This window comes from Aquidulcibacter paucihalophilus, from assembly GCF_002105465.1.
GTDB classification, from domain to species: Bacteria; Pseudomonadota; Alphaproteobacteria; order Caulobacterales; family Aquidulcibacteraceae; genus Aquidulcibacter; species Aquidulcibacter paucihalophilus.
In genome coordinates this window covers 32,864-47,004 of sequence record NZ_NCSQ01000172.1, presented here as the reverse complement: position 1 = coordinate 47,004, position 14,141 = coordinate 32,864, and the positions used below count along the sequence as shown (strand labels likewise).

Annotated in this window: 12 protein-coding genes; 6 read left to right on the top strand and 6 right to left on the bottom strand. The window is 54.0% G+C overall.

Annotation, left to right across the window (positions count from 1 at the left end; genetic code table 11):
• Window positions 1-1,842, bottom strand: a 1,842-nt coding sequence (locus tag B7364_RS16100; RefSeq protein ID WP_198534300.1) for a sacsin N-terminal ATP-binding-like domain-containing protein, incomplete at its 3' end; no start/stop codon positions are given.
• A gap of 192 nt (window positions 1,843-2,034) precedes the next feature.
• Window positions 2,035-3,042 (bottom strand): ArdC family protein, encoded by a 1,008-nt coding sequence (locus B7364_RS16095; RefSeq protein WP_198534299.1) that lies wholly within the window; start codon window positions 3,040-3,042, stop codon window positions 2,035-2,037.
• A 371-nt stretch (window positions 3,043-3,413) separates the two neighbouring features.
• Here B7364_RS16095 and B7364_RS16090 point away from each other — a divergent pair, with 371 nt between their 5' ends.
• Window positions 3,414-4,136, top strand: coding sequence for a hypothetical protein (locus B7364_RS16090; protein ID WP_085341069.1), 723 nt, complete (start codon window positions 3,414-3,416; stop codon window positions 4,134-4,136).
• Window positions 4,137-4,248: 112 nt separating this feature from the next.
• On the opposite strand, the gene B7364_RS16085 is transcribed toward B7364_RS16090, so the two are convergent.
• From B7364_RS16085 to B7364_RS16070, 4 genes are all read right to left on the bottom strand, one after another.
• Window positions 4,249-6,456 (bottom strand): ParB/RepB/Spo0J family partition protein, encoded by a 2,208-nt coding sequence (locus tag B7364_RS16085; RefSeq protein ID WP_085341068.1) that lies wholly within the window; start codon window positions 6,454-6,456, stop codon window positions 4,249-4,251.
• 362 nt (window positions 6,457-6,818) lie between these two features.
• Window positions 6,819-7,697 carry a NaeI family type II restriction endonuclease gene (locus tag B7364_RS16080; protein ID WP_085341073.1) on the bottom strand — a complete coding sequence of 293 codons (879 nt, stop codon included), beginning with the start codon at window positions 7,695-7,697 and terminating at the stop codon, window positions 6,819-6,821.
• Window positions 7,698-7,758: 61 nt separating this feature from the next.
• A complete protein-coding gene (locus B7364_RS16075; RefSeq protein WP_085341067.1) occupies window positions 7,759-8,718 on the bottom strand; it encodes a DNA cytosine methyltransferase in 960 nt (319 codons plus the stop codon).
• A gap of 180 nt (window positions 8,719-8,898) precedes the next feature.
• Entirely contained in the window at window positions 8,899-9,222 is a 324-nt protein-coding gene (locus tag B7364_RS16070; protein WP_085341066.1) for a DUF2958 domain-containing protein, read from the bottom strand.
• A gap of 484 nt (window positions 9,223-9,706) precedes the next feature.
• Between B7364_RS16070 and B7364_RS16065 the strand changes: the two genes are divergently transcribed.
• The 5 genes from B7364_RS16065 to B7364_RS16045 all read left to right on the top strand — a co-directional run bounded on the left by B7364_RS16065 (window position 9,707) and on the right by B7364_RS16045 (window position 14,099).
• Window positions 9,707-11,749 carry a type IV secretory system conjugative DNA transfer family protein gene (locus B7364_RS16065; protein ID WP_157893757.1) on the top strand — a complete coding sequence of 681 codons (2,043 nt, stop codon included), beginning with the start codon at window positions 9,707-9,709 and terminating at the stop codon, window positions 11,747-11,749.
• A 5-nt stretch (window positions 11,750-11,754) separates the two neighbouring features.
• Complete coding sequence (locus B7364_RS16060; protein ID WP_085341064.1) at window positions 11,755-12,273, top strand: hypothetical protein; 519 nt, start codon at window positions 11,755-11,757, stop codon at window positions 12,271-12,273.
• 5 nt (window positions 12,274-12,278) lie between these two features.
• Window positions 12,279-13,244, top strand: a complete 966-nt coding sequence (gene trbB / locus B7364_RS16055; protein ID WP_085341063.1) for a P-type conjugative transfer ATPase TrbB — start codon at window positions 12,279-12,281, stop codon at window positions 13,242-13,244.
• A gap of 209 nt (window positions 13,245-13,453) precedes the next feature.
• Window positions 13,454-13,786, top strand: coding sequence for a TrbC/VirB2 family protein (locus tag B7364_RS16050; RefSeq protein ID WP_085341062.1), 333 nt, complete (start codon window positions 13,454-13,456; stop codon window positions 13,784-13,786).
• Window positions 13,787-13,823: 37 nt separating this feature from the next.
• Entirely contained in the window at window positions 13,824-14,099 is a 276-nt protein-coding gene (locus tag B7364_RS16045) for a VirB3 family type IV secretion system protein (protein WP_085341061.1), read from the top strand.
• Window positions 14,100-14,141: the final 42 nt, after the last annotated feature.

The window sequence follows — 14,141 nt, the reverse complement described above, 5'->3', positions numbered from 1 at the left end:
GTCGCAGCCAAATCTGTGCCAAATGTTTTGATGACGGACAGCAGCTACGTTGCGCCAGAAGTTTGCCCAATCTTCTGAAGCATCTGACGCTTCAGCGGAATCAAGCGAAGCCTCAAGGACTGCTGCCCAAGAATCTGCAGCAAGAACCTTCACATCCATCTGATTGACAAGAATTTCTCTGCATAATGGATCCGAAGCAATATCCTTGTTGACCACAAAGAAGCCAGCAGGTGCGGGCGCTCCGGACACGATCACCGCTTCTGAAGGTGTGGCTAACTTACCCTCAGCAGTCAGTATTATTCGCGCTTCTGGAACAAAATAAAGTTGGTAATCATTTCTTCGACTTAGCAAATCTCCAACGAAAGCTAGAACCTGTTTCGCCGAGGCCAAGTCAGTTTTTCCGATACAGTCCAGCCAGTCCACAGCCGGTGACTTAGGAAGAACAGTGACGTTGCGTTGCTTAGCCTCCAGCACAAGTGCTTTCAGGCGGGACAACCTTGCCTCCGAGGCATAGCAGTCCGGATGTAGGAAGCTTTGCCTCGAACTGACGTTGGCAAGGGTTGCCCAAGAGTTACATACCTCCGCGACTTCCACAAAATGCCGCATAAGTTCACTCGGTTTGGTTAGGGATCCATCCACATTAGGAAGGACTTTGGATGACACGATCCGGTCCCAAAGTGCACTGATCAGCGGGCCTGCTATCTCGTCCTGCCGTTCTGGCTGGCGAGGGAATGCACTTAAAGCGGCACCTTGATCGTCTGCAGTAGGCAGCGCAGAAAGCGATTCACCGATCAACTCGGCCGCCTCCTGCATAATCGCCTCATTCCATGGGCCACGGATCAAGTTTGTGCGGTCACTGTTGAGTTTCCAAGGTGCGTTTAGAATCCCAGCAGCACGGCTCGGTGTCTCAGTGGGGAAGAAAGCCCAAAAACGACCGGCTTGCTCGCGGCCGGCGATCGGTACCGCCCATGTCAGTGGGACCTGATCTCGCGCCTGAATGTGAGTTGCGTCCGATCGAGCTTCCTGGCTCTCTACATTTACACTTGTATCGAACACCCGCCATTTTGCTTCAATCGCGCCATCGACCACCACAGCGACCCCGTCCTCGAGTCTCTTTGTGATACGACGAGGCTCGTCACCTACTACTTCAAGTTCGAGTGAGATATCGGATGAGAGGAACAGGAGAAACTCTGCAGGAAACTCCGCGAACTCTTTGCGCAATCGCTCGAATGCAGATTGGTCAGCAATCTCTGCTGATACGACAGTAGTTGCCCAACTCCACTTGCCTGCACCAGTAAGTGGGCTGTTCGTCGCTTTTGGATCCAGCACTTCTGCAAGCCGCATGCCTGGTGCGCTTGCATTCGGTGCCAAGCCAAGGTGATCGCGAATGCGGTTGCGGCACGCTTCAGGGCTGAACCTCAAACCCACGGATCTGGATACTAAGTCAACTTGGCCACCCAACTTTAGAAGCGACTTGAACCCGATCCCAAATCGGCCAATCTGATTGCCTCGCTTTGGGGAGCTGCGCGCATTTAGTAGTGCAACAATTCCTCCTTCATCTAAAGCAGCTCCGGTGTTTGCAGCTTCTAGTCGATCAGGCGCAAGGCGCACATGGATTCTACCGCGCGATTCTCCGGCCTCAAGAATTGCATCAGCGGCATTCTGGACGAGTTCAAATAGCTGCCGATATGCGTAACCGCCGGACAGAACTTCATTCTCGGTTTCGAAATGCTCGGCCGCATCCCGCGGCTGCGCCTCATAGGCTCGCAGCCGCTTTGAGCATTCCTCTGCTACGAAATCTCTCAGACTGCTGTATTCTAGCTTAGCGGCTTCAGCATCCACCATTGACCCCTGAATTGGCTGAAGCCCAAAATTGAATTGCTAAAAATGTTCGACTTTTAATGCTCAGCAGCACGGACTATTGCAGATTTTACAGCCCTGACAAGCCTTTGGCGCCAGGCTCTGCGAATTACTAAATTGGACCCCGTAACTGGGCATGGAAAGGGGCTATAACAAGATTGTACGATTGCTGCGCTAGGGGAGCGCTTTTAGGTCCACAGCACCCATCTCACCTAACACCCAATCAGCGGCAGCCTGGGCCTTGCTCGCAGCAGTCAAAAACGTTGATGGATTGTCGCCAAGCGCTTTGAGCCATTCATTAATGTAGGCGGCGTGATCTTCAAGGTGATCAGCGGGAAGGCCGATGTGGGCCCCGATGAAGGCGCTGGCAAGCTCTGCAACGAGCTCCTCTAATGCATAGCCTGCATCGCCAAAGCGGGTCTGACCGAAATCGCGATTGAGGCGTGTCTCGTGTCGTGAGGCATGGGCGGTCTCGTGGGCAAGCGTTGCCCAATATTGGGTGCCATCGCGAAACGCCTCGCGAAGGGGCATTTGGATATAGTCAGCGGCCTTGGAATAGAAGGCCCGATTGCCACCATGGCGAAGGGTGACGGGGATGCGCGCGAACAGGGAAGCCCAACGGGTCTCATCTTCGCTGATAGTGAATGGAGTGCGCGGAACAGTGGGTATCTCTGAAGGCGCATGAAAGGTTTCTGGCAGACCATCGATTTGCTCGGCATTGAAGACGGTGTAGCCGCGCAAGATACGCCGGGATTCACCAGTCTCTTCGCCTTTGGCACCTTTGGCGTTGGGAGCCCGCGAGGGCGATCCATCACCATCTGACTTATCGCCTACTTCGGCATAATAGACGACAAAAGACCCGCGCTCACCTTTGCGGACACAGGCTTTCATGGCCAAGGCTTGTTTGAAGGTGAACCAATGGCGTGACCTGAAACCACTTTCCAAAGCGGCAGCCCAAAGGGCAATGATATTCATCCCGCGATAGGGTGTGCCACACGAGCGCAAGGGCAAGACCAGAGCATCAGGCGGGGCAATATCATCCCATGGCTTGATCCAAGGGCGAACACCGCGCTCGAGAAGAGAACTAATTTGGGCTGTGACACGCTCATGGGGTGTCAGACGAACTTCATCGGACGCTGATGAAATGCGGGAATTACGGGAAGCAGAAATTGCAAATGACATAGCGGAGACCTCCGCCGATGGGATCTTGCGATACGCGATACTCACCATGAGTTCGCGCTGCCCCATCGGCCGGGATCAACAAACCGCACCCCTGATTGCCCGCCCGCACCCCGGTAGTCTCGCTTGGTCCAGACCGGGGCGGAAGCGTGAGCGCCCGACCGAATGGTTGCGGGCGGACTGGCAGGGGTGCAGGGATTTTGGGCCGATGGGGGGCTATCGAGAGGAGTCAGATGAATGCGCTGAAGCCGTACTATCTTGGCCTACGGCAGAGTTGCTATTCCTCGAAAGCCCGTTGCTTAGAAATGGCATCTCATGGCAGGAACTCGAATGACCATCACGGATATTTTAAGCTCTATTTAGCGGGGGTCGGAATGGAAGAATTTTCCGCAGAGTCGATTTATGAAGATATGCTGGCATTTGCCAATGTAAACAGAGCAATACCTGCGAAGTTCAAACGTTGGGAAAGCAATTTTGGCGGCCCTCGAATATCCTACCGTCTTGATGAAACCCACCTTCAGAATTTTGCAAGGATCATGACCGCTGAGCTTAAAACTAATGAGATTTACTCGGAAGAAGTGATCTACCGATGGCGGCTAGTAAATGCACTTCTCGTCCAAAGGTGGATTTTCGGAGGGTCGCTCGGGCCGCATATAGATAGCGAGAATGGGGAGGCACTATCAACTTTGGCTGCATTTCCACTTTTGGAGTTTATTGCGCAAAAGTGGACAAATGCTTGGAATGATAGCGGGAAGGCTTTAATCGAGATTCCTGCAGAGGCTGGTCTACTTGATAAAGATGGCAAACCAAAATCCATAAAACGTAAGCAATCAGTGAGCTCTTTCTCCGATAAGATGCAAATCCTCACGTTAAATCTGGATGAAGATCACAAGTATGCATTGGGTCGCTTTGATCATTTTCTGAGGCGACCTGATATTGGCGGCGGTCAACCAGCGCCGCCCCTTTTCCAAAGACTGGGGCACCGTCGAAATGCTTGGGCTCACGGGCAGTCTTTTAATGACGGCGAGCCATATATTCTCAGTTTACTGCTTGGGTTTTTCTATGTCGCAAGCTTTGCTATGCCTCGAACAAGTTGAGTTGGCCGGCAGGGATCGCCGCAAGATGTTTGGGACATATCGGAATTAAACTTGTGCTGCGCGCCGATCTTCCAGCGCGCAGCACTATTTATTGGTAGTTAGATTTACCCGTCTACTCCGCTGCGATTCCCACGGATTGAAGATCTGGCTCTACCGCCTCGACATTTGCCAAAGCGGCCAGGCCTTCCTCAGTGATCTCAAAAGCCGACACCTCATCTGGATCAGCCACGTCGATCAACCCATCCGTTCGGATGACGCTGGGCAACCAGCCAGTCCCGTCTAGAGTTTGCGCCGCCAAATGCGCCAACTCATCCTTGCGCTTGGAGGCAAGCGTCGCCTCAAACGCCTCACGATCCTTGGCCGTTGGCAATTCCAAGACTGCGGGACTTTCCATGATCGCAACGGTAATCTGAGCCTTGTTTAGGCCCATGAAGAAGTCCGAAGTTGGTGCCCACCATTTGGTCATGTCGACTTGGAGACGGGTAGCAAGGGTATCGGCAACTTCTTGCTTGCGGCGACAGATGGGGGTGTTGCCGCTATGACTGAGATCAAGGGTGGAAGCGATTAGGAGTGCTTGGGTTTGAAGCAAGATCTCTGGTCCTTGAGCCAAGCACCAGTCAAACCAATTTTCCTCATAGAGGTCCAATGCTTTCAAGGTGTCACGCTTGGAGGCGAGGGCTTCCGCATCTGAGTACGAGTGACACACAAAGGCATGAATGCTCATACCGACAGGGCCAGTCAGCGCCATGAAGTGACACCCTAATGTATAGACGGAAAGGGCCAAGGCCACATCGGGTGCCTCACACAGATGCGCCCGAATGGCGCGCGTGCGTGCGCTGGTGAGTTCATTCAAAGTCTTTTGCGTGAAAGCTGAAGCGTTGATTGGCGCAGGCTCATCTTCTTCCCAAGGTGGCCGCTCTTCGAGACTGGTTGCGATGATTTCTTCAGAATTCCTAGCACTTGATGAGACGGCTTCCGTTGAAGGGTCAGTTTCGCCAGTGCTCTGACCGGCAATGCGAGCCGTGCCCGCTGCAGGATCGATTGCGAGCACGGTCACACCATCAGGAGAGGGTGTAAACGCCACAGGCTCAGGTGCAGGAATTGCCTCAGCCTCAAGGCGTTCCTTCTCACGGCTTCGTTCGGCTTCAGCTTTGGCCTTTTCGGCGTCACGTCGTGCGTCGATCCGAGCTATCTTCTTCTGATCACCCTTGGCGACAATGCCGAGGATCGTATCTGGATGCCCTTCAAAATCGATTGAGATCACACAACCGGCTAGCGCCTTCTTTTCTGGATCGAAGAAGGACAAGGCTTCTGCCATTGCATGGGCTTTGACACGGAGACTTTTGAGTTCCGCGATGAGAGCTTCATCTGATGGATCAGACGCTAGTGCTTGTTCAATCTGATTAGCTCTTTCCCGTATCACATGCGCGGCAGCCTTTTGTTCTTCGGTCGGCTGATGCCATTCGGGACGAATGCGGTGCATGGAGCCACCATCGGCTCTGCCATTTCCCAGATTGAAGCTCACCCAACCCCAGCCTTGAGCAAGGAGTGGGGCACGCATTTCTTCGAGCTTGGCTGTGGCGAGTTCATTTAAGAGATCCGGGCTATCGAGGAAGACTAGGCTGTCGTCAAACAAGTCACGACGGACAATGCCACCAGCCTCTTCATAGGCTTCAACACCCACAAACTTAGCGAGCCGGTCGGTGACCCGCACGGCTCCTTGGGTGAGATAAGACCGAACAGCATAGGCATTGCTGACAGGCTTGGTCATGATGGCGAAGACCGCATCTTGTCGCTCATGATCGGCTATCAGACAAAAGGCGCGTGCTGCATCAAGGCCAAGTTCGCCTTTTCGCAATGCTTCTTTCAAGGTGGGCGATAGCGCCGCTAAGGCCAGTCTTTGACGAACATGACGGACCGTTGCCCCAAAGCGGGCAGCGATAGCGTCTTCTGTTTGGCCTTCACCAGCTAAGCGACCAAAGGCTTCAACTTCGTCCAAGGGGTGCATGGCAACACGCTGGACGTTTTCGGCCAAGGATGCTTCTTCGGCCAAGTCAGCAGGAACAATCTGACAGGGCACTTCAAAATCAGACGTGATGGCTTTGCGTTTGAGCAAGAGCTTCAAGGCAGCCAAACGACGACCACCAGCGGATACTTGATATTTGCCTGAACCGACATCGACGACACTTAGGCCTTGCAACAGACCATGAGCTTCAATTGAAGCTGCCAATTCATCGATGGCGATTTTCTTATCAATGCGGCGGGCATTGAGAGGGGAGGGCTGTAAAGCCTTCAAAGGTAACATTTGAACGTGAGACATAAGACTAATCTCCCTATGGGAGTTCCTAGTGTTGGATATCAATCACCAGGACCGCCTGCGCGGCAATCATCTCACCCGCCCACGCCAAACCAGACGCGCAAGGGCGAAGAGGCGCGAGCCGTCCCTTACGCGCCTGGGGTGGACGGGGGCATTCGCAAGGCGCGCGCAGGGGGTGCCTGGGAGGGATAGCAGGCTTGGTCCCAGAGGTGGACCCGAAGTCTTCCGACTTCGATTGCGGTAAAGGAGGCCATTCAATTGTTATCTTGTTGCATGGGGCCGTGCTGATTTGTCTAAAATGGCCCTCACAATGAGATCAGAAAGAAATGCTTTCTAAGGGATCAGACGTGCCCCCAGACTTATCATTAGATGCGCCATCCTGCTCGTCTGGCAGCTTGCTTCTCGTCATCCGTCCTGGGCATATAACTGATGAAATCCCCCATGGGCAGATTAAGCTCTTGGATGAGTTTTTTATCTTTTTTTTGCGACAATAGGAGAATGCCATCGCTCCTCAAAAGGTCGCGCGTGCCATTGCCATCGTCGGAGCGAATGCGTCGCATAAAGTCTTTTTGGCGAGCTACACTCTCAATCGTGTCGCGCGAAATCGGAATGCCTTGGACCTCGCGGAATAGTGCCATGACCCTCTCATTGCCGGTACGGCCTGAGACAATGCGATCTACCGACGTGCTTGGGATTGTCCGCCAGAAATTTGGGGGATAGGGATGATCGGCGAAGATCCAGCGAATATGAGAAAATCCTGCAGCGGATATGCTCTTCTTGGCATCTCGATTGGCGCTAGCTGTTAGATATTCAGGTCGCGCGACAAAGAGTCCTAGATAACAGCGTGATCGGATCTCATCGGCCGCTACAAGGATACAAGGATGTCCGATCGCCTCGCTCGGGATCATCCAATTGTTGCCCATAGTATGCTTGATATCGGTGTCGATGCCAGCGATTAAAGCGTCGAGCTTTCCCCGTGGAAGCGACAAAAGCGCTCGCAGCATGATTTCTACGCGGGTCCCGATGTAGGTCTTTTCGGTCTTTTCGAGTTCGTCATAGGACCTGCGTCCGGTCCTTGGTGTTTGAATGACATCATCAATGACTTCCCTGAGGAGCGCTGGGACATCCTGAGCAAGCCTGCCGGGCCCGCCAGCTCGTTGGTCAAGTTCGTTGAGAATTGCTGAGGTGACTTCAAAGTCTTGATGCCCCGGAACGACAAGGCTGACCGGAATGTTTGCGCGCACGCTGAGTGATTCTCCAACCAATTGGATTGGAGTGTGACACAGCTTAAAAATCTGGTCGAATCTATGCGCGCAGGGCGTGGACTCGCTTGGTTGTGAGTGCGGCACAAACCTTCTCGCCGACGGCACGTGCAACGGGCGGCGGAAAAGCGTTTCCGACTTGACGATAGGCGGCGGTTTTGCGGCCAATGAAATTCCAGTCGTCTGGAAAGCCTTGAATGCGGGCAACCATCGGCACAGTCAGGCGAGGCATGCCAACAAAGTCAGCTTCCGGAGGATCGGCAGCAAGGGTTTTGCCATTTACGCCAAGAGCCGCCCAAGCTGCTCTTGCGCGCGTTGGTCCCAGATCTGGTCCACCATGCTTCTTTGAGCCACCAACAATTGTTGGAGCAATTTCGTCGGCGCGTGCTGCCCAAGTAGCGGCACCAATCCAACCGTTTGCTGCCATCATGTCTTTGAGAACGGCTCCAACTGTGGCGGGGTTGTGTGGCTGTGGCGTGGGCCAATCAAAATGTTCAGCAGATGAAGTCTCGATTGCAACAATCACGACGCGGGGTCGTAGCTGAGGTACACCGAAGTCAGATGCATTCAAAAGCCGCCATTCGGTCTTGTAGCCAAGCTTCTCAAGCTGTCGTTTCAAGCCTTCGCGATAATCCTGAAATACCGCGTCAAGGAAACCCCGAACGTTCTCAATCATAATGGCGCGGGGACGGGTCGCATCAATAATGTCGATTGCGTCTGGAAACAGGTTTCTTTCATCGGCTGCGCCGAGTTGTTTGCCGGCAACGGAGAAGGGTGGGCATGGCAGCCCTCCCGCTAAAAGATCAATTCCGGCAAATTCGGCAGCGCGTTCTTTGAAGAGACGGATATCGTCTTCGATCACATTCCAATGTGGGCGATTTGCGCGCAGTGTCGCACAACAATGCATGTCGATCTCAACCAGTGCCGTGTGATCGAACCCAGCTTGCTCAAGGCCAACCGCTTGTCCGCCAGCACCTGCACATAGCTCGACTGATGTTAACATGTTGCACTTCCCTATTTGGCTTTGTCTTTCGAACAGGAATCGCGTTTCGGTGCAAATCCAAGAGTGACAAATGTTCTTGCATTGTTCTATTCGAATCGCCCTTTTGGAGCAAGGGGCTTTATCTATCACAAAGATGCTTTTGGCGCTCGTACGGCAGGGTTCAAGTCCACTTGCATGGCTTCACGCTGAAACCCTGCCCGCACGCCGAGCCATTTTGGCGATTTCGCTCAACCGACGCGTCTCACCGTAATGCCGATCTCGTTCTACGGCCAGGCCAAGCGGACCTCGCAAACGCTTGATTTCTCTAAGACTAACCGACCCAAGCTCAGGACAACCAAGCCCTAAATCACACAGACCAAAGGCAATATCGGGATTGTTAGGATCAATCTCGGTCAGGAGCCAAGTGGCATTTGCGTCTGGGGTAAAGATCTTCACCACAGGGATCGGATCAATTACCTCGCCAGCGGCGGAACGCGCTCCATTCGCAAGCAATTTCTGGCGGATGGTTTGGGTGAAGAACGATTGTCACATGTTAACCTCCTAGAGGCCGCCGCGCACCATGCCGGCGAACCAATAGGCACCCAGCCAGACAAGAAGGTGCGGCCGTCAACGCCCTTGTGGCTTGACGGCAAACAGGGTCTGGCATGGCTCTCATCCATTCGTCGGCATGTGACGGCAACTACACCATGGTTAATCAGTCATTCTGACCCGATCCGAGAGGCACACGTGCTGTGCCAAATCAGGATTTTTGGGCCTTCATCTCAGGACAGCGAGCCAAAGCTCCAATATGCAACCACCCTGCTAACTCATTGTAATTAAACATTAAATATACTAATCTTGCACTGCCTATCTCAGGGTGCAAACCAATATTTGAACTGGCACGATCTATGCTGGGGCAATTTCCTGCGGCGAGACCGCCTGTGCGGCCAAGCCGCGTCAACCATGGGACGCAAGACCTTTCTCTGTGTCCTTAATGGGGGAGACAGGGATGGGAGTTCGTACGCGGATCGCTTGTCTTGGAGTTGGAGCCCTTATCGGGCTTTCAGCCGCCACCCAGATTGTTGCCTGGCGCTATCAGTATCAGCCGGCACTGGGCAAAGGCATTGCGATTGGCGAGCATTCTCGAGCCAAACCCACACCCAGATTCTATCCGCCATGGAACATCCTCTTGTGGCAGAAGAAATGGGGCGACAGGCCTGCCTATCAATCCGTTCTGAAACTCGGAGTGCCTGCAATCATTCTGGGCATTGCCTTTGGCGGCCTACTCGTTCGCCTTTTCGATGCACCGACAAGCGCCTCGGGAGTTAGCCTCGCAGGCGGTCAAAACACTCGACGACGCGCCAGAGGCTGGGGCAATCCAAAGGATCTGATCAAGGCTGGCCTTGGTAGAGATGAAGGTGTCATTCTTGGGCGGATAGAGCCGCCAAGTTTCGCCACGGACTGGTTTATGTGGCCGCGGCTTTTGGTGAGCCCTGATTTGCGACCTGCTCTGGTCACTGGCGGTACAAGGTCCGGCAAGGGACGCGGGATTGTTGTGCCCACATTGCTCAATTGGAATGCCTCAACCCTCGTGTTTGATCCAAAGGGTGAGCTTTGGGACATAACCAGCGGCTATCGCCACCGGAAGGGGCCTGTCCTTTTCTTCAATCCCCGCAATCCAGCGACAGCGCGATTTAACCCACTGGCAGAGATCAGTCCGGGGCGAGATTGTCTGGCGCAAGTTCAGCGACTGGTGAAGATCCTTGTGAACCATGAGGGCAATTCAGCCAGCCAGGATTTCTGGGACCGGCAGGCGGGGGAAATGCTGTCAGCATTGATCGTCCATGTACTTCATTGTGACGGACCCAAAACGCTGATTGAGGTCAAGCGCCTCACCGCCAATCTCGACGAGACGGTCCGCGCCATGCTGTCAACTTGGCATGTTAAAGGCGGATCGGGACGGGGCGAAGTCCATCCCTTCGTGCATGATATCGCAACCGCTTATGCCTTCACCCATGAAAAGGGCCGAAAGAGCGTCCAGATGACGGTGCGTTCCTATCTGACTTGGCTCGTTGGCGAAGACGTGGAAAACGCTGTCTCTACCAGTGACTTTCGCTTGGGAGATTTGATGTGCGCGAACGCACCCGTGAGCCTTTATGTACAAATCGCTCCCGGTGACCTGAAGTCCCTTCAGCCGCTTGTCCGAATGTTCTTTCAGTTAGCGGCTACGGCTTTCACAACCTACATTGAGGCCGACAGCGACGGACTGCTTAAGAAGCATAATTTGTTGTTGGCGCTTGATGAGTTTCCGCTTCTTGGCAAAGTTGATTTCTTTGAAGATGTTGTGCGCCTAGCGTCGGGCTATGGCATCAAATGCCTATTCATCGCCCAAAGCCTGAATGATATCTCTCGTGTCTATGGCACGCATAATGGCTTTATCGACAATGCCCATATTTATGTTGCCTTTGCCGCACTCGATCCGTTGACGCGGGAAAAAGTATCGAAACTCACCGGCATGACGACCGCGACGAGGTCGAGCGCCAACCTCCCGCATAACTATACCGAGAATGGCGGTTCAACCAGCATTGGTGAGTATGAGCGGCCCCTCCTGGATCCAAGCGAGATTGGTTCTTTGCCAGACCGGAATGAACTTGTGTTCATTGCAGGCCATAGACCTTACCGGCTAACCAAAGTCCGATACGACCAGATCGGCTGGATGAAGAAACGGGCAAAGATTCCAGCCTACAAACAGGCGGAAAAACTAGATACGCCAGAAAGGCCCGCCCATCCTTGGGCAGGACGTACACCATTTGGATACGGCGATCCGTCCAAAGTCAAATTTAGCGAAGATGTGGCCCGCGAGCGCCAACAGGCCGATCTCGCGGAAACCAAGGCAGATGCCAAACCCACACCGAGCGAGTTTACGCCACGCAGCGAGACCGCCGTGCCTAAACCGGCTGCGAACGCTGAGTATAAAGAAACCGTCGCGCCGATTCACAATGACAACCTCCCCTCTGCGAGCGAGCAGTTGGCAGGTCTAAGAGAAGGATAAAGCCCATGGCTGCACGCGCAACCGCCTCGAATAAAGTCAAATCCAAAGTCCCACCCTCGCGTTTGCAAGTCTATATGGGCGACGAAAACATAAGCGCGGCGCTTGAACGCGAGGCTAGGATCAATCGGATTAGCTTGAGCCAGGCTGCGGCCCTGATGATTGCAAAGGGGCTTAAAAGCCGGATCAGTGCAGATCCCCATGACCGACTTTTGGCGCTTGAGCGCAGGCTTTCTGATCATATGCGGCTGAGTTCCCGCGATTTCATCATCATTGAAGAGATGCTGTTTGTGACGCTTAAGATCCTCGTGTCGCGGTTCCCTGAAGCCGATGAGGAACGCTCTGCCCCCTATCGGGCCAGTGTCGAGAACAGCCTACAGGTCCTGATGGGTGAGGTGGCAGAGCGGGTAAGACGTGCCAGTCCAACAAAGCCCACACCAAACCAGAATGAAGCAAGGTCAGCACCAGAGCCTGCCAATGATCCAGCCGATGAAGGCCTCCCACCGGCTTGGTCCAGTGAGGCATAATCAAAATGGCGAAACTCGGTGATCATCCTATCATAGCCGAGCGTCGCCTTGAGGCCCTTCGCCACGCTCTGGGTCCGGTTGCTTTGGCTGCCCTAATTGATCCCGATGTCGTCGAAATCCTCGCTAATCCAGATGGCCAACTAATCTTAGATAAAATCGGGACTGGCCGGGAAGCCACGGGCAGCACTCTAGCCCCTGAAGCCCGCGACCGGGTCATTCGCCTGATTGCCGATTATGTGAGCGAGCCCGTCTTGCCCGAAGATCCGCGCCTATCCGGCGTCCTGCCAGAAACCGGCGAACGTTTTCAAGGAGCTTTGCCGCCAGTTAGCCGGGCTCCCGCCTTCTCGATCCGCAAGCGCCCTTCGCGTATCTTTACCCTCGATGATTATTTGGCCGAGGGCAGTCTTAGCCCCGCCCAGAAAATCATTATTGAGACAGCAGCCCTAGAACGTAAAAACATCCTCATCGCCGGGGGTACTTCTTCAGGCAAAACCACTTTCGCAAATGCCATCCTTGCCCTACCCGCCTTTAGGGATACGCGCGTCATTCTGATCGAGGATACGCCCGAACTCCAATGTTCGGCTTGGGATCAGGTTGCGCTCCTTACCCGTCGAACCCCAAAACTGATTGGCGTGGTTGATCTGGTGCGCGATAGTTTGCGCTTGCGGCCGGATCGCATTGTCGTTGGCGAAATGCGCGATGGTGCTGCAGCGCTTGAAACCTTGAAAGCCTGGAACACCGGACATCCAGGCGGGCTTTCAACCATTCATGCCAATAGTGCATTCGAAGCTTTATTGCGCCTTGAAGACCTTACGAGCGAAGTCGCGACGAATGTTCCGCGCCGCGCGATTGGTCAGGCGATTGATCTTGTCATCCACATTGCGCGCACCCGTGAGGGGCGGCGTGTGGAGGGCTTGCTTGAAGTTTCAGGAGAGGAGAACGGTATTTATCAAATGCGCCAGATCGGGTGAATGAACTCGGATGGCAAGCCCAAAATCGCGCCCGCGATCCCCTGAACTTTACCTACCGGACCTGTGCATGCATGGGCCCGATACAGGCATTTAAGCCACCCAGATTTACCATCTAAACCATTATATAATTTGAAATTTATTGGTGAAGTTGGCACAACTTATGCATAGCCAAATACAGGACAGTATCCGTCCCGATTTGGAGCAAGAAGATGAACTCCTCAAAGAATGATATTGGAAAAGTCGCCCGTCTTGCGTGCTTGGCAGCTTTTGCTGCAGCTCTCGCCACGCCAGCATTTGCCGGTGGCACCGGCATGCCTTGGGAAGGTCCCCTTCAACAAGTCGTTGGAAGCTTTACGGGTCCCGTGGCCCAGGCTGGTGGCGTCATTGCCGTGACCATATTTGGTCTGGGTGTTGCCTTCTCTGAATCGGGCTCCGGTCTTCGGCGCGGCGTCTCGATCCTCTTCGGTGTGGCGATTGCCTTTGCAGCAGCAAGCTTCTTCATGGGCTTCTTCGGTTTTGGTGGCGGGGCAGTGATCGGCTGATCAAGCGACCCAAAGCCCGTTTTGAAAGGACGCTCCCATGCGTGCATTTCATCCTGATCGACCCGAAGGCTATGAGTTACCTCTAGCGGGATCTTTGACCCAGCCGATCCTGCTTGCAGGCCTGCCGCGCGAATATGCGATCCTCATGGGAACATTGGCGCTCGTTTTGGGGCTGGCACTCAAACTTTGGTGGCTTGGCCTGATCTGGTGGGGGGTCGCGCACGCCATAGGACTTTGGTGCGCCAAGACCGATCCGAGATTTTTGGATGTCTTGAGGCGTCACCTGTCCCTGCCAGGGTATTTTGGGGCCTGATCGGCTAGCCTCAAGCCTAATCCCCTAAAGCCCAATCCGTAA

Bases quoted from the DNA above. Each gene is read 5' to 3' on its own strand.
- B7364_RS16095 (WP_198534299.1), bottom strand. From the start codon at position 3,042: ATGTCATTTGCAATTTCTGCTTCCCGTAATTCCCGCATTTCATCAGCG.
- B7364_RS16090 (WP_085341069.1), top strand. From the start codon at position 3,414: ATGGAAGAATTTTCCGCAGAGTCGATTTATGAAGATATGCTGGCATTT.
- B7364_RS16085 (WP_085341068.1), bottom strand. From the start codon at position 6,456: ATGTCTCACGTTCAAATGTTACCTTTGAAGGCTTTACAGCCCTCCCCT.
- B7364_RS16075 (WP_085341067.1), bottom strand. From the start codon at position 8,718: ATGTTAACATCAGTCGAGCTATGTGCAGGTGCTGGCGGACAAGCGGTT.
- B7364_RS16065 (WP_157893757.1), top strand. From the start codon at position 9,707: ATGGGAGTTCGTACGCGGATCGCTTGTCTTGGAGTTGGAGCCCTTATC.
- B7364_RS16060 (WP_085341064.1), top strand. From the start codon at position 11,755: ATGGCTGCACGCGCAACCGCCTCGAATAAAGTCAAATCCAAAGTCCCA.
- trbB (WP_085341063.1), top strand. From the start codon at position 12,279: ATGGCGAAACTCGGTGATCATCCTATCATAGCCGAGCGTCGCCTTGAG.
- B7364_RS16050 (WP_085341062.1), top strand. From the start codon at position 13,454: ATGAACTCCTCAAAGAATGATATTGGAAAAGTCGCCCGTCTTGCGTGC.
- B7364_RS16045 (WP_085341061.1), top strand. From the start codon at position 13,824: ATGCGTGCATTTCATCCTGATCGACCCGAAGGCTATGAGTTACCTCTA.